The following is a 23,235-nucleotide window of genomic DNA, read 5'->3' as shown; positions in this document are numbered from 1 at the left end:
GCCCGCTCACGGACCTCAGGTGAGAACTTGTTCGACTTGTTCATAGCTCCATCTTCTCAAGAGTTGGAGCCTCCTCAAAACCCGGGGCGATTCACCAGCGCGATGGCCGCCACCGATGCGTCGGGCTCAAGGCTGTGCTGCACCCGCGCTTGCTTGAACTCCTCGGCAAGACGTAGAGCCATATCGAGGAAGCGCGTCCTGCTTCGCAGGATTGCGGATTTACTTTGATGTCACTGAACACAATGAAAAGCAGCCGGCTTGATGCCAGCTGCTTTGCGACTCACTGCTCCTGTTGTCCGTAGTACGTAAGGCCGAGCGCCGCCGCTTCAAAAAGCGACATGCGCGGATCTTCAGCCATCCAGGCCTTTCGCTTCGGCGGCAGCCGATGCGACAACGCCGGCAGCATCTCCGCGACCATGCGCGAGCATTCGTGCTTGGTCACAGCCCCCATCTTGATAAAGGACCGGCGCACCGTCGCTCTGGTGTAGTTGGCTACCTCGACGTTTGAGACGCCGGCGAGTACTTTGAGTGATAGGTGAAGGTTGCGAATTCGTTTGCTGCGCTTCGAATCCGGATTACTGGTGTCTTCAATCACCATCACATCCGGCGCATACCTTTCGATAGCCTTCTTCACCTGCTTGATGCACAGCTCGTTCTTCTGGGCGCCACGAGCAGACCACATACCCCAATCGACAAGCGATAGAGGACTTTCAAAGAGCACAAAGGCTATGCCGCGAGACGACGGCGACAACGCCAATACGTACTGCTGGTTCTTTCCGTCTACTTGCATGGAAGGAACTGCCGTGAAGCGATGGCTATTAGCAGCTGTCGCTTCTTGTCGGCACTCGGCTTCTTGCTCTTCTCGACCTTTCGATACAGCTTGTAGGCGTCAGCTACAACTTGATCCTGTATCCGACCTTGCAACCTGGGGAACATATGTTCGAGGCTCTGCCCAAACACAATGCACGACGCGATCACACACGTTGCACTTGGGGTGCGTAGACCGCATTCGATTCTCGACAGCTGTGTGGGATGACGAATGAGAATTAATGGGGCCAGCTCCTTTTGAGTTAGCCCCCATTTCAATCGCTCGCCCCGCAATCTTGAACTGGTCTTCCGACTCATATTCGTATATGTTACTGCACGCTGCTGCTAAGGTGAGCGTGCATGCACCTTATTGTCAAGGATGAAGTCGAAATGAAGTAGGGTATAAGTTATGCGCAATGAGGCAACTATTGAAAATTAACTCGCTGAAACCATCCGCTGCGATGATGGGACGTTGGGACATCCGCAAGGTATCTACTGAACCGAATGTGATGAGTCGCAGTTGTCTTCATCCGTAGGAAAGAGAACTTCATTCACTATTTCCTTCATCATGTCTAGGCTTGCATGCATGCCTTCTTGGTTGTCATTACCCTCTAAAGTTCGGTATCTGTCTCGTGCAGCCCCGCATGCGAACAAAACCCCTCGCTCCTTCATCAAGGAAAGGGATTTTTTCCATGTAATTTCAACGGATTTTCCAGTTATACCAAAGTTCGAAATTGTCTTTTGCACGTATCGACGCTGATCCGCTGAAAAACCAACTTTTCGTATATTCTCCAAGGCTTTAAGCAGTTCGAGAAACTCTCTTCCCTTGAACTCAATATACGCAGCCGAGGAGGCTATTTCAGCCAGCTCCGACTGCAACTTAAGCTGCTCGTCAAGCAGTCGCTGCTTTCGCTCACCGAACGTTACCCGGTCTATTGCCTGGTCCAGGTAGGCATCAGTGAGACGCACTACAGCGTCCTTGCCTCTTTCCCGCTGCAGGATGAGGATTTTCTGTCGCTCAGAAACGCTATCGACCGCGCTAGCAAGGGTTGCGGTGAACATAATTGAGAACTGAGTAATTGCTGCATCGCTCAACCCCAACATTTGGATTTCATTTCGAAGAGCTTCCACCACGATCGACTCGCGTATGCAGACACCGCGACACCCTTCACTGTGGCAGCGGTAGTAGATATGGCCCTTTTGGGTTTCTGCATAAAGAACGATGTCGCACTGCGTACAGCGAAGTAATTTTTGGAATGCGTACTGCTTGCGGATAAAGGTAGTCCGTTTCAGCCGGCCTCGCATCACATCTTGCGCCGCATCAAATAGTCGCTTTGAAATGAGCGGCTCATGCGCACCGATATACGCCTCACTCTTCACATTGATAAGGCCATAGTAAAAGGACCGACACAGCAGTTCATGCATCCGGTTAATCGCAAACGGCTTACCTGACCCTGTATCGAGGCCGCGTTTCGCCATGTGATGACGCAGCTCCTTGATGGAGAGGTGTCCATTGGCGTAGGTCTCAAATGCTTCACGCACAAGTGGTCCGACTACAGGACAAATCGTTGCTGGGTTGCCGGAACCGGCGCTCAGGTAGCCAATTGGCGGCTTCCATGGATAGAGCCCTTGCTTGAGCCTTCCGCGCTGGCCCTTCTTCACTTCCTCGCGCAAGTTGCGGATGTAGTCAGCAGCAACGACAGCTTGGATGTCAGCGGAAAGACGCCCGCCACGGGAGTTGAGATCCACTGAGTCGCCGGCAACACGCACGTCCACTCCCGTGTCCGATAGCTGAGACAGCTCAGCCCAGTCCTTCAGATTCCGGGCACCTCGATCGATCTTGTGCAGGACAAGGCCATCAAATCCGCCGCGCTGTATCTGCTTCAGCATGGACATGAAGACGGTACGGCCGATCTTTGCCGCAGTTTCTTTCTCTTCAAACCAAGCACCAATAGAAAGACCCTCGCGTTTTGCGTAGCCTTCTATTGCAAACTTCTGCTCAAGTAGCGAGGTTCCTTTCTCTCCTTGGCGTATTGTTGAAACACGTATATATGCAGCATATTTCTTCATACTCCTTTTAGTTATTCACTCAGCTTATCAAATTCGCCTCCTTTGTCACGCGGAAGATCGAAGTATCCAGACTCTTTTAGGTCTGAGTACACGGAGAAGTAATAGTCAAAAAGTGCCCATAACACTTCTTTGGCTTCCTGTTTTTCTGCCTCAGTTGCGTCTTTGAAGTGCGTATCTATAAGCTCCAGCTGCAACGTATCTCGCATTCTTGGTTTCATACAGACAGTATGAAACGTATGAAAATACAATTGAAGAATGCCCTACGTGCTATGTGGCTAACACTGCACCCCGACAACTGAAAAGGCCACCTCTTAGGTGGCCTCAATAGTTGATCGGGAGAGTAGTGTTCCTGTGGACGTCCCAACATCCCAATGTACGAAATAGCTAACACTACAGCGCGCCAGTCGCCACAAGGTCGTCTTGGTTTGATTGACGATCGAAGCGGCCGATGTGACGGCGGCATGGTCACGCCTGCGTGTTCTCACTACGATCTGGCGTCGTGGTGCAGAAAAAAGCCCCGACCCGAAGGTCGAGGCTGGAAAGCCAGGCGATGTCATTACGTCCGGCTCCTGCTCAGGGAGGAATAGCAGGGGCGAGCACTTCGCAGCGCCAACCACTGCCGAATGTATCAAAGTGATAGATGTCGCACCAGTGCTTGTTGACGCAGAACTGGGCAGCCAAATTCGACTCGACACGGCATAATGCAACGACCAATATCCAGCAATTTGTGCTGAATCGGCCCCACATTTTCAAGGAACTATGCGATGGCTTCTCTTAAAGATCTCCTAGCGCAACGGGCAGCTTTGGATCGGCAGATCAACGAAACAACCTCAAGAGAACGCACAGACGCTATCGCCAAAGTGAAGGCCCTGATGGCCGACTACGATCTCAGCCTGAGTGATCTAAGCACCCGTGCACCCAAGGCCGCAAAGGTATCCAAGGTCGCTGCGAAATATCGCAACAAGGCAACTGGCGAGGCTTGGAGCGGTCGCGGCCTGCGTCCGAAGTGGCTGAAGGCTGCCATTGATGGTGGGGCCAAGTTGGAAGACTTTTCGGTCTGACAGCATTCGATCAGCAAAAACAGAGCCACCGCAAGGGTGGCTCTTTTGCATTGTGAATGCGTAGCGACGGGACAAATGTCCCGGCTTTAATTCATTGCGAACCTAAACACCGATGCCGTAACTATCCTGAAGACTCTTCAGTGCGGCATCAAGGCTAACGGGGCCGGTTGAGCGAGCCATAAGTCGCTCACGAATGACATCAAAGCAGGCATCAATGTCGGTGAGGTGTGAGTCGGTAAACGTAACGACAGATACTCCAAATTTTTGGAAGTAGTCATTTCGCTTCTTCATCTCGTGTTCCCAGGCTTCGCGTAACTCGGCATTGAGCTGAGTCTGAGTCTTTTCTCCCGCCTTCTTCACACTAACATGCGTCGATGCTGGACTTATTTCAAATCCGGTTAAGTCGAGTGTGTGTCCATTAAGGACAGTGAAGTCCAGTCGGAATTCATGCTTCTTCTCTTTGCCGGCATATCGAAACTCCGGTATCAAAAGCGGCTCTGCCAATGGCGTACGCGAAGATGACAGGTAGTCCAAGTATCGGTCTGAAATGGCTTGCTCGTAAGGCGAGACTGAAACCCGCTTCAGCACGCTTCGATAGAATGTCACAAACTGTGGAAGAGAGTCGAATCGCATTGGATTCGGCGAATCAGGGTCAATTAAGCCAGCCGCAAGAACATGCTCAATAGTCCAATACGTGTATCGCTCTCGTCGCATCTGACTCTTGTCATTGGTCCACTCGTTGTTGCGTAGTGCAGGTGCTATTACGAGTCCCCACGAAAGATTCCCCGCTCCAAACCATACGCTCCACAGAGCGTCATCTGGTTTATGTCGTGTGCGTTCTATGTAGTTGCGATAGAAGTTACGCTCCAGAAAAGTCAGGGTATATTTTCGAAGAACATCATCCTGTAAGCAGCGAAGCACAACTTCAGCTCCGTAGAGACGGCCTTGATAGCTTGTCTTTCCGTTCGCGCGCAGTGCATCGAGCGATGCATGAAGACCATGAACCCATTTAGCAATGAATTCTTCTGGCCCGCCGAAGCGTGTTCGAACAGAATCAACAAAGGTGTTGTTGTACATGCCGATGTGGGCATGAAAAGAAAGTAGCCCCTTGCCGGGCATAAATGAATTGAATCTTGCTAGTGCCTCTTCTCGTAGGCTCTCAAGCAGCTCATTCAGCTCAATAATCCTGCCGGCAATCTGATTCGGTGTCATGTGCAGATGTTATCCGAGCACGAAGCAGAATCCCATGACAACAGTTCCGCACGGTTGACGATGGAATGAACCTGAGAACTTGGCACGGTTTCGGCAGCGCTTCTGATCCGTAAAGGTGGCCAAGGTCGCTGCGAAATATCGCAACAAAGCAACCGGCGAAGCATGGAGTGGTCGCGGCCTGCGTCCGAAGTGGCTGAAGGCCGCCATTGATGGCGGAGCCAACTTGGAAGACTTTTTGGTCTGACCGCACCCGCCTGGGGAAAAAGCCACCGTTGAGGTTGGCTTTTTGCACTGTGCGGCGTCATGACTTCGCAAAAATCTTCCGATCGCCCTTCCTGTGGCCGCAGGTGTCGTCAGCTCAGTAGCACCGATAGCATAATGTTCCCACCACTACATGGTGCATCGCGATGTTTAAGATAACCGGACTAGACAAACTTCAACGTCAACTGCACGAAGCACAGGAAGCGCTCAAGTCGCTCGATGGCGAGTTGTGCTCCGTCAAGTTCGATCCGAATGACCCAGGGAGCATCGAGGCGGCGATAGAGCAGGTTGCTACGGTTATTGACGAACGCGTTGCGCGCCACGCCTCCAACCCCATCGTCGAACAGTTGGCTGAACAGATGAAGGAGGCGTACCGAAACTCCATCATCGAGAAAGCCGCTGCTGCACGATTGCAAGGAGACCAGGTGTGACTGTGGATCTCTTTGCTCAGATCAACAACGCCGTTCTTGATCTCCAAGCCGCTCAGTATCAGACCTACGAAAGGCCGCTCAAGAAGCTTGCGACGCTTCTGCATCATGCAGACCTGGAGGCAATCCGCAAGCGATTGACGGCAAATCTAGACCTCGAAACGTTCCTTGCCGAGAGTGACAAGACGGGCGGAAGCATGGTCGGGAGTCACACCCTTCTATGGCCGGACGATCACGAGCAAACCCTCGGAATGACGCTGCTGCTTATCGACAAGTTGGCAGCTGACTCACACTTCGCGCTCAACTTCGGTCATCAATACTTCTCGTCGAATTCAAGTGTCATCTCCGGCATCCGATCACTGACAAGTCAGATGATCATCCCATTTGTAAGAGACTACGCCGCCTTCGTTCGAGCCAATGGAAAATTTGAACCACAACTCAAAATGACCAAATCAAACAAGGTCTTCATCGTCCATGGCCATGATGACGCTGCGTTGCAGGGGCTTGCTCGATTTATCGAGAAACTCGGCCTTGAGGCCATTATTCTGAAAGAGCAGCCCGATCAAGGGCGCACGATTATCGAGAAGTTCGAGGACTCGGCGACGGATGTTGGATTTGCCGTAATCCTGCTTACCCCAGATGACATTGGAAGTACGTCCACAGCGGAAAAGCAATCACCTCGTGCTCGGCAGAACGTTGTCTTCGAGCTTGGATACTTCTCAGGCAAGCTGGGTCGAGGACACGTCTGCCTGCTCCGCAAGGGAAATGTCGAGATCCCCTCAGACCTTTTCGGTGTTATCTACACAGAAATGGATTCTGCAGACGGATGGAAACACAAGCTCGCCAAAGAACTTCGAGCGGCCAAATTGGAGTTTGATTTAGACAGATTCTTCGCTGCCTAGATCCAAACTGCCTCAAACAAAAGCCCCACACATGTGTGGGGCTTTTGGGCAGTACTGTTGTTACTGCGGGCAGGTGGTCGGCTTGCCGTCGCCTGTGCCGTTGACATACCATGCTTTCTGAGCTTCATTCCACGCCATCAGATAGCACAGGTTTGTCAGCTTCTCGTGGACAATGATGCCAGGGAGGTAGCCTTCATCTGGTCTCGGGGACTTGACCCAATCGATCTCAGAAGTGATTCCCGAGGTGCCAACGTCACCCGCAACAATCTTCTTGGTATCAGCGTAGATCGCCTGATAGTTCCAGAGACCCGTCACCCCAAAGAGGGTGGCGTTGTTCTTCCAGAAACCGAAGACCAGCGGCCGGGTGTTGAATCCGGTCATGACAGCGTTCGTGTCGATGAGCTTGAGCCCGGTGTCCGGACCCTTGGAGAAGAACTCCGTCCAGCACACCTGGGTCTCATGATCGCAACCAAGGGGGACTTGGTTGGCCGTGAAGACCTTGATGCCCATCTGGTAGACGCACGTGTCGAGCTCCTGTTTCCAGATCATGTTGGGCGGGCACTCTTTTGCTCCTGTCACAAACGACGTGGTTACCGTGATCACCCTTCCCAGGGTGTCCTTCACATTTGCGGTGAAGCTGTACGGCTTGTTGTAGGCGAGCTTGCTTGTTGTTGCAAGCATGAACCCCTTCGTGCCATCGGCTGTAACCGTTGCGCTCGTTGCCGTTGTGCCGGTCTTTAGCGTTACGTTTGCGGTCGTGAGACTGCTCGCGTCAATCGCGCTGTCGAGAGTCACCGCAACACCTGTGAAGGTGTCAGGGGAGACCGCGGTTGCGGCATCCTTCGGTGTGACAGACACCAGCTTACCTGCTGGGCACAGTGCATTTGCTGCAGCGGTTGCCGCTGCAGTGTCAGCGCCTGTGCTCGTGGATGAACTGCCGTTCGGACACGTCACCGTTGCAGAGACGCTCGTAGGCGGAGGTGGTGTCACCGGGGTTGTGGAGCCTCCACCTCCGCCACCGCAGGCACCAAGCAGCAACGTCACCGACAGAACTGCACTCCCTAATACGAGCTTCTCCATCTCCGCCTCCTCCTGTCCAAATGCTTATGGCGATGCGACGGGAGGGGTTCCGACGCAAAGCGAGGACGTCCCCTCCACAAGCAGCGACATCGCCCCAACCTCCGCTTTGCCGCCTCGCACGATTGTGACGTAAACGCGGCTGACGTAAAAGCGGCATTTCGGAAGACTCAGGCGCAATGCAGCGCGCCAAAAGTCCTCCAGCACCGCCACCGGCAAGTGCCCGAGAGGTACTCGCGCTTAACGTGATCCGATTGCGCGGTGAGCTTGGATGGTCACAAGAGGCGCTCGCGTTTGAAGCAGGGCTTCATCGAACCTTCATTGCGCACGTCGAACGGCAGGTGCGGAACATTTCGCTCGACAACATCGAGCGCATCGCCGTCGCCTTGTCGGTTCCGATCTGGCAGCTGTTGCGACCCGGTAGTGAGGGGAGCGAGCGGACTGCCTGAGGGCGGACGATGATCGTGCCCCCGCCCTCCTCCTCGGGTGGTATCCTCAAAGTTAAGTCCTTACTTACTGTATCTTCATACAGTCCGTAGTGTGAAAAGAGGGGAGTTCCTGTGCAAGCTGCTGAGCTTTTTGCACGGCCAACCGTGTCCCCGGCGCTAGAGCTGGGGGCATACGAAGAGCTTTGGGCTCAGGATGGCCAATCGTTTAAGACTCTTGCTGATCTGTTCAGCAAGAGCATCAATGACCTGCCGTCGTGCTTCGTCGATCTCGACGTAGCGAAGGCGCGTGCTCGCGAGGTACTGCGCATCTTCAAGTCCAAGCACTTAAGCGATGCTGGCTTTGTTGTTCACGGAACAATGGACTATCCGCAAGCGCTTCGTGATGCGCGACATCCGATTCAATGCCTGTACTACCGAGGAAATCTTGACTTGCTCTCGACTCCGTACCGAGTGGCAGTCGTTGGAAGTCGAGATGCTTCCGAGGATGGTGTCAGGCGGGCTCGGAGGCTGGCGAAGTGTCTTGTCAAAGATGGCGTCGTCGTAGTCTCAGGACTTGCCAAAGGAATTGACACTGCTGCACACACTGCAGCTCTTGAAGAAGGTGGCCAGACGATAGGGGTGATTGGGACGCCAATCAGCGAGACCTACCCGAAAGAAAACGCGGCACTTCAAGAGCAGATAGCAAAAGACTTCCTACTGGTTAGCCAGGTTCCTGTGATTCGGTACTCTAGGCAGAGCCCTCAATGGAACCGACTTTTCTTTCCTGAGCGAAATGCCACGATGTCTGCGCTCACGCATGCGACAGTGATCGTCGAAGCAGGGGAAACGTCAGGATCACTCACGCAGGCGCGAGCAGCGATCCAGCAGGGTCGGAAGCTCTTCATTCTTGAGAACTGCTTTAGTCGCGGACTGAAATGGCCTGAGCGACTTTTGTCTCAGGGAGCTATTCGCGTTTCGGACTACGACGACATACGAGGTCATCTTGGCATTCCGGCTCATCAAGATCGATGACGCCCTCCGGGGAGAGCATTGCTACCTGACTTCTGACGACGACTGCTACTGCCTCGGCGAGTACCACTCGCGAGCGGGATTTTCGGCAGGAGAGGTCAACAACTTGATCTCCAACCTCAAGAAACCTGTCACCAAACGCGCTCTTGCGGAATATCGGTACAAAGACCAATCCATCGTCAAGGCTGGTCAACTGGTGCGCGGCATCCTAAGCGCAGGCGCCCCCGCTTCCTGCTCCTTTATTCCCATACCGCCATCGAAGGCAAGAACTGACCCTCTCTACGACGACAGGCTGACGCGCATCTTGACATCTGGACAGCCGCAACTTGATGTGCGCGAAGTTTTAGTCATGCGTCAGTCCACACGGTCGCACCATGAGTTCGCAGAAGGCGAACGGCGCCCGACACCGGATGACCTCTATCCGCTGCTTGCAATCGACGAGTCGTGTCTTGCTGCGCCGCTTCTGCCTACCGTCTTTCTCTTTGATGATGTGCTCACCAATGGCACACATTTCAAAGCCTGCAAGCGACTGCTCAAAGAACGCGTGCCTACCTGCAATGTTGTTGGCCTGTTCATTGGCAGGAGGAAGTGCCCGCCTGAGGACATTGATCCGGCGTCGATCTTTGGTGAGGCGTTGTAGGGGGCGGCAGTCTTGCCGGTGGAGGCACTTGTTGAGCCTCAGGCGCGGAGAAAATGGGATGGTAACGCGGTAGCTGCGAGAGCAACCACCGCGCGAAATAGTCATGGGTATTCTTCGGTTCAATTCAAAGCTATTTCCCGTATAGCCTTGCTATCAATTCTGGATGCACCTCTGCTAGAGGAATCATTGCAAATCCATCCTGCAAGTCCAATCTCTTGTTGTGACTTGGTGGAAGGTTCAACGCTGGCCGAATCGCATCCGATATATCTTCGAAAATGCTCTGCGTCAGTGAGGCGTCGAGATCAATTCTTTCGTCATTTGGCCCGATCATCGAAATACCTCTTGGTCGGCGCAAAATGCCTTCTTTATAGTCAGCACCGAGCACATTCAGACGCATTCTGCACGTAGTAGATGGGGCCACGAATAGCCGAACATTGGTTAACAGATCGCGATGCTGCCGCTCCGTCAATCCAAGGGAATCAGTTTCTTCTAGAATTTTCCTGATCAGCATTCCGCCATAGCTTGCCAACAAGCCATTTCTGGGAACGAAGAAGAACCGCTGAAATCCTTGTGAAATTGCAGCTATGCTACTTGCAAATTCACTCTCACTCGTGAATTCAAGCGGGCGATCGCTGACCGACCACCTCGACTCAGGACCAATACCTCTATTTGAAGGTTGGCTCTCCAATACTCCAGAGAATATCAAATCTGGCGGTAATTCATAACCGCAGACTGAGTAGAGTAGTTTGGTCTTAGCATAGGTGTCGATTCCGAGACTTGATGAAAGCGCCTCAAGTAACCTCGGAATATTTTCAGGACTAGGCGTCACACCGTGTTCAATTTGATTGAGTGCCTCGCGCGTCATCTCTGCGCGCTGTGCGACGATTTGCTGGGTGAGACGCCGCACCTCCCGCAAGCCCTTAAATACATCTCCAAATGTTACGCCGCGGGAGCGCCCCAAGCTTTCCCAGATATACCATTTGAAATCATTGATGTTTGTAACGCAATATTCTGGCAACGCTTCGACATCATCGAAACACTCCTCTTCAGTAATCGCTTTGAAGCGTTTGAGATCATCAAATAGCTCAATTGCCAACTGATTGCTCGGCGACACTCGTGCGTAAATACGGCAGCCTTTCAGCGACAGCGCGAGAAGTTGTGCCACATTGTTAAAAATGGCTTGGCCAAATCCACGCTTCCTCTCCAAATCCGGAACTAGCACTGGGCCAATTTCAACAACGTGGGGACGGTCCGTAGCTTGGGTGACCTTGATGAAGGCTATCGGTTTCGATTCGGTCTTGTTCGACTCTGTTTGTACGAGTATGAGTACAATTTCTTCGTCGATCCAAGCTTGAATTTGGTCAGCAGGGAACAGTGAATTATTAAATCCAAGTGCACCGAAGCTTACGTTTAGGGCATTCGCTGCCGTAATAAAACGCTGGATGTCTGAATCACTAACCAGATACGAGTTCGACTCGACCTTGGTTGACAAGTCTGTCGCGGCGAGTCTCAACGTAAGGGTCTTCGTGTCCCGATATCGGACTTCCGATACAGCACCGGTCGCAAATGGCGATGGCGCATCGAATGACCAGCGGCCAAGGCGATCAGCTATGACCTCTTTGAAAGTCTTCTTGCTCCGCTCCGTCATGGGCTACTTCCTGATTGCCTCGCTAAATAGAGGCATGCACTCACTCACTTCTACACATGCAAGCGCCAAATGTCACGCTGGACCAAGCTTTGCAGTCTACTCCGCATGATCGGCAACCTCTGGGTAAATATCTTTTACCAAAAGCGACCTTCAACCGCTCCAGTGCATTGACATTTTGCTTAGGCGCGAGCAGGCTAGTGCATCAGCTTGACGGCGTGCTTACTGTGCGCACAAAAGAAAACCGGTCAGACCTACGGGAATAGGTGTGACCGGCTGGGTCCGAAGCAAGCTGCTTCTGACATTTGCCCCCACTCTCATCGCTAGCCGCGAGAAAAGAAAGGAACTTATCGAAAGCGACAAGGCCGACGATAAATCAACTGTAGCACAAAGCGTGCCAGCTTGCAAGCTGAAGCCGTTCGAAGTGCTATGACCAGGCGCGACTCACGCGCCCGACGGCCCCCCACCTACTCCACGCCAAGCGCCGGCTGACACCCGAGCGCCAGCCAGCTGGCTGCGTCAGTCCCTTCATCACAGCCATGTTTCGGCCGTGAGGGGGTTCGCTTGCCCCCGAGTTCCAGGCACTCATTGCTTACGTGCAAACAAAGGGGGCAACTCGAAAAAGCCCTTGGAGAAATCAAATGATTTTGAAAACAGCATTGCTCGCAATTGTCGGCGTCGCCGGTGTCACAGGCGGCGTCTTTCTTGTTCAGATGGCGGCACAAACCGTTATCCAAGCCTGGCGCGCACATCGCGCCCGGAAAGGAGCGTAGTCATGGTCAGCACCCTCATCAAGGGGATGCTGGCGACGGCGGTCGTGATTGCGGCCGCCGTCGCAGGCATCTACATATTTGTCGCATCTGAAGTTTTCACCCTAGTCACAACGGGGGCAAGTGCCCTGCTATCCGCATCCGGTCTACCAGTAGGGCTCGCGCTCCCGTTTGCTTTGTTCGTCAGCATCCTTGTCGCAGGACCATTGATCCGCTACGGCGCGAAGACCGCGATCGGAAGGCCTCCTCTCTTGCCGACCCTGCTTGCTGCCGGGGCGTCTGCAGTCGTGGGAGGCGGTTGGCTTTACGTATCGCGTGATTGGTTTTTTGGTTTGAATGGCGAGCCGATTGCATATGTCTGTCCGCCGATCTATGGGGGTGCAAACGCGCGCATCCAACGCATCAGCATAGATCATTATTTGGGTGGTCGTTGCGAGCCGATCTCTCGCGAGACGGCGGCTCATGCACTTGCGCTCCGAAATGCCTCTCCCATCACAGCGCTTGATCTGTCGAGTGAGGCCGAATTGCTGGCGCTTCCGCGCTTCGATGCCGAGGGACCTCTCATCCTTGTGGGCGACGCGGTAGAGGCTCGGGCACCGCCGCGCCTTTTCAAAGGGCGCGTTGGCATCGACCCTGGAACAGGCCGGTGGCTCAGGCCGGCGACAGATCAAGACATCGGCCTCGCTATCGCTCACCTTGCTCGCAAGCGGGAAGAGGTTGAAGCCCTCGCCAGAAGTGCAGTGAAGGCGCGTGAAGCCGAGGACCAAAAGAGCCGGCTGACAGCGCGCAGTGAAACTGATTGGCCCCGGGCAAAACATCAAAAAAAGGCCGTCGAAGCGGACGACGAGGACGAGGACGAAGAGGTCGAAGCGGAGAGAAGTCAGCCAGGATGGGGTCAACACTTTGTTGCTGACATTGGTCGAAACGTGCCGCTTGTGATCGTGCTTGGCAACCTGGGCGACGATGTTAAGTTGGCACTGAGCTCGCAGCTGGCTGGCGGCGGAAGCTTCTGGAATGAACGCGTTCTTCGTACCAAAAACTTCATCCCCGAAGTAGCAGCCCCCTTGCTTGACAACCCATATCGCTCGCTCCGACGCGACAGCTTTCCGCCGAGCTTGACGGCACTGATCGTGGCGAAACCGGAATATCAATTGCCAAACGGTTGGTGGTGCGTGTCAGTTGTCCGTTTCAACATCTCCAATTGGTCTGCTACGAAGCAGTCAATCGCAATGGCTATCTAACTACCAGGTGAACGACATGAAATCAATCATCTCTTCCCGTTCGGCAAAGGTCTTGGCGGTGGCACTTGTGGCTAGCCTACTCTTCCGCGTCATCCGTGCCCTCCGCGCCTGGGCCAAGAACTCACCCTCCACAACCAATTCAACCTGGGGCATCAAATGATCGCATTCAGCACTGGATTCATTCTTGGCATCGTGTGTGGTGTCATTTTCACGGCTTCATGGGCTGTGGGTAAAGCTATCAAGTTAGCAAAGCGCTTGGGCTCCTAACCGCTATGGCAGAGTCCGAACAAAAAGAGCGCCTCAGGCGCTCTTTTTCATTGGGCGTGAAAACAGGGGGCTTGCTGCACGATGGCGGACATCCGATGCTAGAACGCACGCTTTGCCATCTATGTTTTCCTTTCGTCCCTTGCTACCCTGATTACTATGCAGGGTGGCAAAGAACATACATCACCGACAGTCTCGCGAGTGCTTCCCGATGGGAGGCTGGTTGAACTACTCTACAACGGCGATGAGCGACTGACGCAGCTTGCAACGTATGAAGCAGCAATCACTCAGTCGCATGCCCGAATTGATCTCGCAAACGGCGAGGTGCTCAGTCCAATGCGGGCTGATCATGGCCTGATCCGGCATCGTGTTGTGCTCTTGCCGAGTGCTGCCGACGAGTACAGCGATATCGCCGACTTGGCCGTTACTGTTCGAAGCTACATACGTCGCTATGTGACGCTCACAGAGACGTTCACTGACATCGCGGTGTACTACGTCCTGCTCACCTGGGTGTACGACCGGTTCAATGAACTTCCCTACCTTCGCTTCAAAGGGGACTTTGGTAGCGGTAAGACACGTGCTCTCACTGTTGTTGGCTCTATCACCTACAAACCAATTTTCGCGAGCGGCGCATCGACGGTCTCACCGATCTTTCACACGCTCGATCTCTTCCGGGGGACGCTCATCTTCGACGAGGCCGATTTTCGCTTCTCAGACGAACGAGCTGAACTCACGAAGATTTTCAACAATGGCACTGTGCGAGGGTTCCCCGTGCTGCGCACCAATATGAGCGACAAGCGCGAGTTTGATCCTCGGGCTTTTGACGTGTTTGGGCCGAAGCTCGTGGGGATGCGCGAGATCTTCCAAGACTACGCCCTTGAGTCGCGCTTCATCACCGAGGAGATGAGGGGTACGGTTGACGAGAATGTTCCGATCAATCTGCCGGAGTCTCAGAAAGACGAAGCGCTCGTGCTCAGAAACAAGTTGCTCATGTACCGTTTTCGTGAGCACGCAAATATTGTCGTCAATCCAGCACTTGCTGACAAAGGGTTGTCGTCTCGGGCCAATCAGATTCTGGTGCCGCTCTTGTCGATCATTCCCGATCCGGACATGCACGAGCGGATCAAGTCATTGGTGCATGCCCAGTCAGAGGAACTGATTCGTGATCGATCGACGCAGCTCGAAGCCCTCGTGCTCCAGGTGATCATCCAGCTCGGCGAGAAGGACAACGAAGCAACGTATGTGCCTCTTGCGGTCGTTCGTCAGGCGGTGCTCTTGCAGCACGGGTCGGAGTTTGACCGTCCGCTCACGGCACGCTTCCTCGGTTCCCTTATTCGCAACCGGCTGCGCTTGCGCAGCTACCGCAGCAGCGTGTACATGGTGGAGGTGCCGAAGGGGGAGATCCTCGCGGGGTTGGAGAGGCGGTATGGTCTATCCCACGCAGTACCCGGCAAATAACTAACTAAGCAAGGACGTAAAAAAAGCAAAACAGCACCGAAGTGCTGTTTCTTTTCAAACCGGTTCTGCCAGAACTGGCTTATATTTTTCCCGATTATCAAGATAATTACGAACGCCTTGCAATCCAAAAAATGGGGTATTGTCCTCATTCGCAATGAAGGGCATTTGATAATCATCATCCATTCTCAGGACCAACGGACAAACTCGAACAACAAACTGCTCTGGAGAAAGCTTTCTTTTGACCAACTCCAAGGCAGCATCACTATCCGAGTCGTTCTGATGTACAAAGAGTGCGATTTTCATTGAATTCGACCTCCATTTTCAAGGTGTTGATATAGATCATTGATGTCATTGCATGAAATCAATAAGTCTCTACTTGGCTCCCGAGCCATTGTTGGGATCATTTCCGGATGAATTCCCAGCTCTCTAAGAGTATTTCTTTCCGGGTCACGCTTGATATCTTGAAATAAGAAGACCGGGATTTGAAGTATCTGAGATCTTTTTATTTCCTCCGCAACGCTTTTAGCGATGTCCTTCCTGTTACCTGCCAGGATTGGATTAAATACTGCTGTAAAGTCGGCTTGATCAACAAGACGATAGTCTCGAAGCGTCACATCATTCTTTATTAGCGAGGTTGCTTCGTGCGCCTCTTGTAGGTTCATTGACTCCAGCTGAGCAATTGGATCCATGAGTGGCTTCAATTCCCCATGGAGACTCTTCAGCGGCCATCTGAATTTTGCTCGATCAAAGACAGCGGTCGCACCATTTGCTGGATTTGCTACGCTGTCCAGCCAAGACTTGAACGGCAACTCGTCGATAGCAAGCGGACATAGTAAAACCAAATCAGAATGTCTCTCTTGAATTTCAAATGCTTTACGGACAAAGGCCGAAACCTCCTCCATACCCGACTTGTCTCCAATTGCTTCCATTTCGCGTGGCTGGCTGATTGGGAACGAGAGATACCCGATTTTCAATTGTGGTCCACATGCAATTGCGTGGACAAATGTTTTTATCGGATGATAGACGGAAAGGAGCAGGTTTTTAATTCTGAGCGGTTTATAGCTCCGATGTCCATTTGTAAGCTTTGCACTCACAGGACTCGCTAATGCAATTTGATCACCAATGATCAATTCCAGCCGTCGCGCAACGAGCAATTGAGTAAGCGAGGGATCTCCACGAATAGAAAGCCCTTTTGCGCCGCCGTGCGTTTCAGACCAACAGTCGTAAATATCTGAAATTAGTGTAATTACCAAAGTTGGATTCACATCTCGTGCGACCTGTCCTGGGTCAAGCAGACTTCTCGCTCCGAAGAGGCTACTAATGAAGCAACCATGCATCGTGAGGATAAAGTTTCCCGTCTTAGGAAGGCGGTTTTTGCACTTAGCCCAAGCATCGGTCCATCGTTTATGCTGAACCTCAAGCGGACTGGAGAGGAAGCTAGCTTTGTCGTTTGCCAGCGTGCCGTAAAGGAATGCATCCTCAAAATTGATAACTGTGCAGGGAACGCCCGTAAGCTTTAGTTCGGCTGCTATTTTGTTTGCTGCGCTAGTTTTCCTGACACCCGGAACACCAAGAATAATTACCCTCTTGTCATTCTCTTGTCGTGTGGGTTTTTTCTTTTTTAAGGAGCGTCTTTTGACAACTGGGGTCATACTATGAGTCCCTGGTTATGCAATCTATATTTGAGTGTACACCGCAATAAAAATATGTCCAGCGCAGATACTGACCAAATGGACTGAAATATGAAATTCAAATTCAGCTGACTGTTTCAAAGATAGCACTCGACAGCATCAATGGCTGTTGGTAGTAACGCGAAGATCTGCGCAGCCAGTTTTGCCAATGTTTATTCTCTGCTGAACAGGTAAGGCGCGGCGATTCAATAACTTTGGGCAGAAAAAAGGCCCCTAACTTCGAGGCCTGCTTTCCTATATCAATCCCCGTTCAGCGAAGCTGACCACTTCTGGTCCGGCGACTACAAAGTGATCAAGAACTCGCACATCGACAAGCGCAAGCGTTGCCTTCAGATTCAGCGTCAACGCCTCATCGGCGCGCGACGGTTCAGCTACCCCGGAGGGGTGGTTGTGAGCAAGGACAACTGCAGCAGCGTTGTGGCGCAGCGCCTCTTTGACAATCTCCCTCGGGTACACGCTGGTTTGGGTAAGGCTGCCTCTAAACATTTCTGCTGCCTCAATCAGACGGTGCTGAGCGTCCAGGAAAAGCACAAAGAACACTTCATGCTCCAGTCCTGCACATCTTGCGCTCAGGTATTCCCGAACAACGGGAGGAGAATCGAAGCAGCCATGCCGCCTGAGAGATTGAGCGAAGTGGTCAGCGATGACCCTTCGTGCTTGGTCAAGATCCATCACAGACTCCTTGGTTGAAGAACATCTGTGATCTATCCTCTCAAGATAACCTGTATTACACACGGCGTGAAGATTTGCCTAGTTCGGCATCTATAGAGCGATAGTCGTTGCCGCAAACGCCCTACTCGGAGCACCGTCGATCATGAGCTTGAGATAGATGCAGTAGTTTGCTTGGCCGACAAGATCAGCGACGCTGGCTATCTCCATGAATTCCTTGGACAGCAACCGAGCATCTTCAGCGCCGACACGGAAGGCGATCAATGTGCCGGCGTTCCCGATGAGTGCATGCCTGACGCCTTCTTCAAGTTGATGCAGGTGTTGGTGGGCGACCGTGAGAGCGAGCCGATATTTGCGAAGCTCTGAAATCATGTCGGCGACCGCGAGGGTTGTGAAGGACTGGAACTCGTCCACGTAGAGGAAGAATGGCCGACGACTGCCTTCCGCGATGTTTGCCCGTGAGTACGCAGCGAGACCAAACGTTGTCATCAGAAGTGCGCCCAAGAGGGACGCGCTGTCTTCGCCAATGGTCCCCTTTGACAGGTTGATGATGAGTATCTGGCTTGAGTCCATGATCCTTCGCAACGACAAATCCACTTGTGGGGCAGTCACGATGCGCCGCATGCGCGGGTCTGCCAGGAACGCCCCAATCTTGTTCTGTATCGGCGCCAGTGCGTCGCCGCGATACCGTTCGGCGTACTGGGGGAACTCGTTCTCCCAGAAGGCTCGCACCGCTTCATTCTTCACCTTAGGCACTATCTGCTTCCGGAAGTCCTTGTCAGAGAGCATGAGCAGCACATCCGTGAGCGTGCCACCGCCTGACTCAAGAATGGCATAGAGCACATTGCGCAGAACGTGTTCCATACGAACGCCCCAGGCATCGGCAAAGCGTTTCTTGAATACCTCCATCATCCCGGAAACAGCGAGCGGCACGTATTCACTGCTGACACCGCGCAATGGGTTGTAGCCGTATGGCGCCGCTGTATCGGCGGCATCGAGATAGACCACATCGGCTCTTCGTTCCTTCGCATATGCAAGCACTCGGAGTGCTAAATCGCCGTGAGGATCGATCAGCGCTACGCCGCGACCTGCATCGATGTCTTGCCGAATGAGCGTCTCAAGCAGTCTGGACTTCCCCGCACCGGTCTTTCCAATCACATGCATGTGGAAAAGCCGATCGGCCTGTTTGATGCCGAATCGCTTGTGGGGAGTCCTGCCATTGGTCAATGCGAAATACGACACATCGTGCATGCTTTGACGTTATCAAACGTGCCCCATCCGCGCACGGCGGCAGAAGGCGGCTATCTGGCACCTGCTACCGCCGTTTGGTAGCTCACCCGTCTCGCACATCCCTAATTCTGATGACGCGTTCCCTGAGCTTGCTCCATAGCATTTCGGCATCACCAATGGGAGCCCGAATGGCTGACGTTCAGATCACCTGCATCACGCTGTCGGCGACAAACCGCCAGCACGAGCACATCACGCATGTTGGCGGCGGTGCGGGCAAATGGAAGTGGACAGTTGCCCAGGTCGTTGCAAGCATTGATGCCAAGACCAACACGTTTTTTGTCCAAGACCCGCGCAGCGGAAAGCGGGCAAACGTGGGAGTCGTCCGTGAGGCAGGGAAGGCGCCCTTTATCCGCACGTACGCGGACAGCGTTTGGACCGACAACTTGCTGTCGCTGCCAGCCTGCCCGTGAGATTTCCTAGAAGAACCAGGCCGAAGGCCAGAACCGGAAGAACACCATGGAATTGCATTTTTCTCGCAGCCAGAAATCCGGCCTCATGGGGGGTGTGAAGTTCATACTGGAAGCAAAGGTTGGTCTGAACGACGCGGAGCAAGGCTTCGTCAAGAAGTACAAGCTTGCCGACACGTTGCTGTATGAAAAGGGTGCCGACAAGATCGATGCGGCAACCGGCGCCATGTCGCTGATCGCGGCACGCTTCATGCAAATGCGCGTGACGGTGAACGATCTTGTTCTCGGCCGCACGTTTGAGTGCAAGGACATCATTGAGATCATGGCTGTTCAAGGCCAGCTGAAGGAGGCGACCGACCTCTTCCACAAAATTCTCACGGCGGCCTCAACCTTTGAAGGTGAAGAAGTCATTCGCTTTGCATGAGCCTCTTTAGCTTCCTTGGAGGCGCACCCAAGAGCCAGTCAGAGACAGAGGCGTTACTCGCAGAGGTTTCGGCACTCCGCGCAAAAAGCATGTTCTTTGCCGATGGTCAGGCGAATGAACTTGCAACCCTCGTCATGGAGGAGCTTGCAGAGACTGAGGACGTATCGCTTGGCATGCGCATTGGGGTTCCCGTCGCCCGCCTCATTCAAAGGCTCCTTTCCGAGGAGCCCTTTTCGTTTGTCCCGCAAGCGCGTGCAGTTGGCGGCACGCTGTCTCAACAGGTCGCGCTCCGTGATCAGTTGCGCGCATCAAAGCGCATGCTTGAGAACGAGGAATACTTCGTCACCAAGTGGTCGAGCGTCATCCAGTCGATCTTGGGCGGCATGTACAAGGAGTTCCCGCAGCAGGCATTTGTCGATCCTGATGCCAGCGGCGATTTCGACGAGATGTCGGCGCTTGCGCCTGAGACGCCGCTCTATACCTTCATCGCGGACGTGCCTGCGTTGCTTCAGAAGATCATTGGCACGCCCTTCTCCTTCGGCATTCCGGATGACGGGTTGTTTGAACCGCTTCGCGAGCAGCTCCACATCCGGCTGTGTATTGCCTCCGGCATTCACCCGGAAGACAGACACAGCACAAGCAAGCACTTGGTGCTGCCGGAGGAGAAGAAGGGGTCAAGTGATGCCGAACTCCTCGAACTCTACCTGGCGGATACGCCGTTCTATGAACTTCTCACGCTCCCGATTCCGCTTCACATTCCCGAAGCGGTACGATTTGAGCATACGCACATTCTTGCAGGCACCGGGCATGGGAAGACTCAGGCGCTGCAATACCTGATTGCGGCGGATCTTGAAAAGGCGATCAACGAAGAGCGCTCTGTTGTCGTGATGGACAGCCAGGGGGATCTTCTTGAAACGCTGATGCGGAGCGAGTATTTCAAGAACGAGCGACTTTCTGAGCGCTTCATCTACATTGATCCAACGGATATTGAGCGACCTGTGGGGCTCAATCTCTTTGACGTCGGGCTTGATCGTCTTGGACCCGTGAGTGCTCTTGAGCGTGAGACGATCATCAATGGGACGATTGAGCTGTATGAGTACTTCTTCGGCGGCCTCCTTGGCGCCGAACTGACGCAGAAGCAAGGCGTTATCTTTCGCTACTTGGCTATGCTGATGACACGCATACCAAACGCCAATATCCATACGCTTCGGGAACTCATGGAAGACGGCGAGCGATTCCGCCCGTACATGCAAGGACTCACAGGGAGTGCGCGGGCATTCTTTGAAACCCGCTTCTTTGATCGGTCTTTCGGCGAGACCAAGAAGCAAATCCTGAATCGTCTCTGGGGTGTGCTGTCGAGCGCATCCCTTGACCGCATGATGAGCGCGAAGCGGAATTCAGTCGATCTGTTCCAGTCACTCCAGAACGGCTCGATTGTTTTTATCAACACGGCCAAGGAGTTCCTTGGCCATGAAGGTTCAACGATCTTCAGTCGAATGTTCGTTGCCCTACTTGGCCAGGCTCTGATGCGGCGCGCGGCAGTTGCCCGACATGACCGCACACCGACATACGTCTACATCGACGAGGCCGAGGACGTGGTAGACCTGACCCTCACCCGGATGCTCGCCCAGGTCAGAAAGTACAAAGGGGCAATAACCTTTGCCCATCAGAACCTTGATCAGCTTCTACCTGAGATCCGTGCCGGCGTGATTGCGAACACCTCGATCAAGCTCGCAGGCGGAGTGAGCGCCAAGGATGCCCGCGCCCTTGCGGACGACTTCCGCTGTGACACGGATTTCTTGCTTGCGCAGCGGAAGGGGCCGCACGAGACCCACTTCGCGTGCTTCGCCAAGAACATCACTGATCGGGGAGTGACGCTTTCAATACCGCTTGGATTCCTTGAGGCAAAGGGACGCGCGAGTGACCGAAGCTATGCCGAACTCAAGGAGCGCTCGCGCGAGCGGTACGGTGTCGAGCAGGAGCCAGAAGCCACATTTGAGGTCGTTGCGGTGCCGCCGCCGCGACCTAGGAATGAATCTATCATTCCAAGCGTTGCCGTTCGAAGTTCAAGTGCAACAACAGCTTCGCTTGAGCAGCCGGCAGCACCACAGCAGGCCTTGCCTTTTGATGCTCTGCCCCAATCTACTCATCTCAATGAGATCGTCATTACGCGCGTCCCGCCAAGAGCTGAATCCAAAGCTCCTCGGGACATGGGGCACGGCGGAGCGAAGCACAAGTATTTGGAACATCTCGTCAAGGAGCTAGGCGAGGCTCGCGGCTTTCTAGTCACCCTTGAGCAGCCAATTCACGACGGGGCTGGCCGCATCGATGCCGTCTTGGTGCGTAAGGAGGTAACTATTGCTGTAGAAATCTCCGTAACGACGACCAGCGATCACGAACTTGGCAACATTGAGAAGTGTCTTGCGCTGCCTTACACACATATCGTCATGCTGACCTCGCACAGGCGGCGTCAGGTCAGTCTTCAGAAGTTCATCGCCGGAGCACTAGACGAAGGTGACAAGAAGCGCGTGTCATTTCTTCTGCCTGAGGACGTTCCTGGTTTTCTGGACGGCTATCCTGTTGCTCGGCAAACAACCGAACGCACGGTGAAGGGGTATACGGTACGGTCAAAGGTCAAAGACAGCGACCCGATTGAGGCACTAGCTAGGCGGAATGCAGTGGCAAAGGTGGTGGCAAAGGCAATGAACTGACCAACCGTGCACTGATCCCCATCAGAAGCAGTCACGGCTGGGTGCTTTTCGTTGTTAGTACGCATCCGTCTGCATTTCAATGGAAGTGACCCTGTACTTGCTCATGTCGGTTTGCCTTACATTACAGGTGCGATATCGAGAGGCGCGATAGCAAGTGCCTGATTCGTATGTGGTTTTTTGATTGGCAGGGAAATTGCTTGCAATGCAGGCATCGAATTGGTCGACACGGTTGCCATGCTTTTTTCTTCAGCATCGCTGCCACACAACGTCGGGGCAACGCCGCATCAACATGATCCCAAAGCTCTTAGCGCCTCCCATAGCTGGCCTAACGAGAAAGATGTGCCCTCGCCACATCACTGCCTTAGCAGCTAAGACTGCTCGGCGAACAATATATTCGGCACAAGCCGATCGACCCAATATTTCCCGCGAAGCTTCTGCTTTCGTTTGGAAACGAATTATTCGTTTCTGCCAAGGCACAATAGATCGCTCGCTATCGTCGTATTCTTCAGCCGTCACCAATAATATATTTGACCAACAGCCATTATTTATTCTATACTAGAATAAGTCATCTACAAGGAGTGCAAAATGCCGTCCGCAGTTATTGACTCATATGTATTTGAGCAAGCCAAGAAATTGGCCAAAAAGGAAATGTCTGTTTACCATGATGCGCGCGACAGAGCGCATAGAGAAGCCATCAAGGGTATAACTCTTTTGCAAGGCTCCGAGACTACCACTAGGGAAAAGCCAAAG

23 protein-coding genes are annotated in these 23,235 nt (G+C 53.3%); 13 read left to right on the top strand and 10 right to left on the bottom strand.

The window, feature by feature from the left end; translation table 11 throughout:
• Positions 1-280: 280 nt before the first annotated feature.
• The 3 genes from DES47_RS27025 to DES47_RS27015 all read right to left on the bottom strand — a co-directional run bounded on the left by DES47_RS27025 (position 281) and on the right by DES47_RS27015 (position 3,083).
• Entirely contained in the window at positions 281-790 is a 510-nt protein-coding gene (locus DES47_RS27025; RefSeq protein ID WP_133703899.1) for a RuvC family protein, read from the bottom strand.
• A 509-nt stretch (positions 791-1,299) separates the two neighbouring features.
• On the bottom strand, positions 1,300-2,877 hold the full coding sequence (locus DES47_RS27020; RefSeq protein WP_133703898.1) for a recombinase family protein: 1,578 nt from the start codon (positions 2,875-2,877) through the stop codon (positions 1,300-1,302).
• A gap of 11 nt (positions 2,878-2,888) precedes the next feature.
• Positions 2,889-3,083, bottom strand: coding sequence for a hypothetical protein (locus DES47_RS27015; RefSeq protein WP_133703897.1), 195 nt, complete (start codon positions 3,081-3,083; stop codon positions 2,889-2,891).
• Between the two features lie 558 nt (positions 3,084-3,641).
• Here DES47_RS27015 and DES47_RS27010 point away from each other — a divergent pair.
• The gene (locus DES47_RS27010; protein WP_133703896.1) at positions 3,642-3,938 is read left to right on the top strand and encodes an H-NS histone family protein; all 297 of its coding nucleotides are present in this window, start codon (positions 3,642-3,644) and stop codon (positions 3,936-3,938) included.
• A 102-nt stretch (positions 3,939-4,040) separates the two neighbouring features.
• Here DES47_RS27010 and DES47_RS27005 read toward each other — a convergent pair whose 3' ends face one another.
• A complete protein-coding gene (locus DES47_RS27005) occupies positions 4,041-5,150 on the bottom strand; it encodes a topoisomerase II (protein ID WP_133703895.1) in 1,110 nt (369 codons plus the stop codon).
• Between the two features lie 115 nt (positions 5,151-5,265).
• On the opposite strand from DES47_RS27005, the gene DES47_RS27000 reads away from it, so the two are divergent.
• The 3 genes from DES47_RS27000 (at position 5,266) to DES47_RS26990 (ending at position 6,741) form a co-directional block, all read left to right on the top strand.
• A complete protein-coding gene (locus DES47_RS27000) occupies positions 5,266-5,394 on the top strand; it encodes an H-NS family nucleoid-associated regulatory protein (protein WP_133703894.1) in 129 nt (42 codons plus the stop codon).
• 163 nt (positions 5,395-5,557) lie between these two features.
• Positions 5,558-5,842 (top strand): hypothetical protein, encoded by a 285-nt coding sequence (locus tag DES47_RS26995; protein ID WP_133703893.1) that lies wholly within the window; start codon positions 5,558-5,560, stop codon positions 5,840-5,842.
• Positions 5,839-6,741: a TIR domain-containing protein gene (locus DES47_RS26990; RefSeq protein ID WP_133703892.1), complete on the top strand. Its 903-nt coding sequence runs from the start codon at positions 5,839-5,841 to the stop codon at positions 6,739-6,741. Before DES47_RS26995 ends, DES47_RS26990 begins: the two co-directional genes overlap by 4 nt.
• Before the next feature lie 60 nt (positions 6,742-6,801).
• Here the strand turns inward: DES47_RS26990 and DES47_RS26985 are convergent, their stop codons facing one another.
• A complete protein-coding gene (locus DES47_RS26985; RefSeq protein ID WP_133703891.1) occupies positions 6,802-7,821 on the bottom strand; it encodes an Ig-like domain-containing domain in 1,020 nt (339 codons plus the stop codon).
• 176 nt (positions 7,822-7,997) lie between these two features.
• On the opposite strand from DES47_RS26985, the gene DES47_RS26980 reads away from it, so the two are divergent.
• The 3 genes from DES47_RS26980 (at position 7,998) to DES47_RS26970 (ending at position 9,915) form a co-directional block, all read left to right on the top strand.
• A complete protein-coding gene (locus DES47_RS26980) occupies positions 7,998-8,267 on the top strand; it encodes a helix-turn-helix domain-containing protein (RefSeq protein ID WP_133703890.1) in 270 nt (89 codons plus the stop codon).
• Between the two features lie 111 nt (positions 8,268-8,378).
• Positions 8,379-9,278, top strand: a complete 900-nt coding sequence (locus DES47_RS26975; RefSeq protein WP_133703889.1) for a DNA-processing protein DprA — start codon at positions 8,379-8,381, stop codon at positions 9,276-9,278.
• On the top strand, positions 9,250-9,915 hold the full coding sequence (locus DES47_RS26970) for a hypothetical protein (RefSeq protein ID WP_133703888.1): 666 nt from the start codon (positions 9,250-9,252) through the stop codon (positions 9,913-9,915). Before DES47_RS26975 ends, DES47_RS26970 begins: the two co-directional genes overlap by 29 nt.
• A gap of 130 nt (positions 9,916-10,045) precedes the next feature.
• On the opposite strand, the gene DES47_RS26965 is transcribed toward DES47_RS26970, so the two are convergent.
• Positions 10,046-11,563: a GNAT family N-acetyltransferase gene (locus DES47_RS26965; protein WP_133703887.1), complete on the bottom strand. Its 1,518-nt coding sequence runs from the start codon at positions 11,561-11,563 to the stop codon at positions 10,046-10,048.
• 638 nt (positions 11,564-12,201) lie between these two features.
• Here DES47_RS26965 and DES47_RS29645 point away from each other — a divergent pair.
• From DES47_RS29645 to DES47_RS26955, 3 genes are all read left to right on the top strand, one after another.
• Positions 12,202-12,333 (top strand): hypothetical protein, encoded by a 132-nt coding sequence (locus DES47_RS29645; protein ID WP_279537348.1) that lies wholly within the window; start codon positions 12,202-12,204, stop codon positions 12,331-12,333.
• A 2-nt stretch (positions 12,334-12,335) separates the two neighbouring features.
• Positions 12,336-13,571: a hypothetical protein gene (locus DES47_RS26960; protein WP_133703886.1), complete on the top strand. Its 1,236-nt coding sequence runs from the start codon at positions 12,336-12,338 to the stop codon at positions 13,569-13,571.
• 423 nt (positions 13,572-13,994) lie between these two features.
• Positions 13,995-15,293 carry a hypothetical protein gene (locus tag DES47_RS26955; protein ID WP_133703885.1) on the top strand — a complete coding sequence of 433 codons (1,299 nt, stop codon included), beginning with the start codon at positions 13,995-13,997 and terminating at the stop codon, positions 15,291-15,293.
• 54 nt (positions 15,294-15,347) lie between these two features.
• Here the strand turns inward: DES47_RS26955 and DES47_RS26950 are convergent, their stop codons facing one another.
• From DES47_RS26950 to DES47_RS26935, 4 genes are all read right to left on the bottom strand, one after another.
• Positions 15,348-15,596, bottom strand: coding sequence for a hypothetical protein (locus tag DES47_RS26950; RefSeq protein ID WP_133703884.1), 249 nt, complete (start codon positions 15,594-15,596; stop codon positions 15,348-15,350).
• Complete coding sequence (locus tag DES47_RS26945; protein WP_133703883.1) at positions 15,593-16,945, bottom strand: P-loop NTPase family protein; 1,353 nt, start codon at positions 16,943-16,945, stop codon at positions 15,593-15,595. The genes DES47_RS26950 and DES47_RS26945 overlap by 4 nt, the downstream gene beginning before the upstream one ends.
• 273 nt (positions 16,946-17,218) lie before the next feature.
• On the bottom strand, positions 17,219-17,692 hold the full coding sequence (gene radC / locus DES47_RS26940) for a RadC family protein (protein WP_243748481.1): 474 nt from the start codon (positions 17,690-17,692) through the stop codon (positions 17,219-17,221).
• A gap of 54 nt (positions 17,693-17,746) precedes the next feature.
• Positions 17,747-18,904: a type IV secretory system conjugative DNA transfer family protein gene (locus DES47_RS26935; protein ID WP_133703881.1), complete on the bottom strand. Its 1,158-nt coding sequence runs from the start codon at positions 18,902-18,904 to the stop codon at positions 17,747-17,749.
• Between the two features lie 167 nt (positions 18,905-19,071).
• Between DES47_RS26935 and DES47_RS26930 the strand changes: the two genes are divergently transcribed.
• The 3 genes from DES47_RS26930 to DES47_RS26920 are packed head-to-tail and all read left to right on the top strand — an operon-like array spanning position 19,072 to position 22,485.
• Positions 19,072-19,353, top strand: a complete 282-nt coding sequence (locus DES47_RS26930) for a DUF3892 domain-containing protein (RefSeq protein ID WP_133703880.1) — start codon at positions 19,072-19,074, stop codon at positions 19,351-19,353.
• A 46-nt stretch (positions 19,354-19,399) separates the two neighbouring features.
• Positions 19,400-19,774, top strand: a complete 375-nt coding sequence (locus DES47_RS26925) for a hypothetical protein (RefSeq protein ID WP_133703879.1) — start codon at positions 19,400-19,402, stop codon at positions 19,772-19,774.
• A complete protein-coding gene (locus tag DES47_RS26920; protein WP_133703878.1) occupies positions 19,771-22,485 on the top strand; it encodes a type IV secretory system conjugative DNA transfer family protein in 2,715 nt (904 codons plus the stop codon). The genes DES47_RS26925 and DES47_RS26920 overlap by 4 nt, the downstream gene beginning before the upstream one ends.
• Positions 22,486-23,235 lie beyond the last annotated feature (750 nt).

Source organism: Roseateles toxinivorans (genome assembly GCF_004362525.1).
Classification (GTDB): Bacteria; Pseudomonadota; Gammaproteobacteria; order Burkholderiales; family Burkholderiaceae_C; genus Paucibacter; species Paucibacter toxinivorans.
This window is presented reverse-complemented; position numbering and strand designations above follow the sequence as displayed.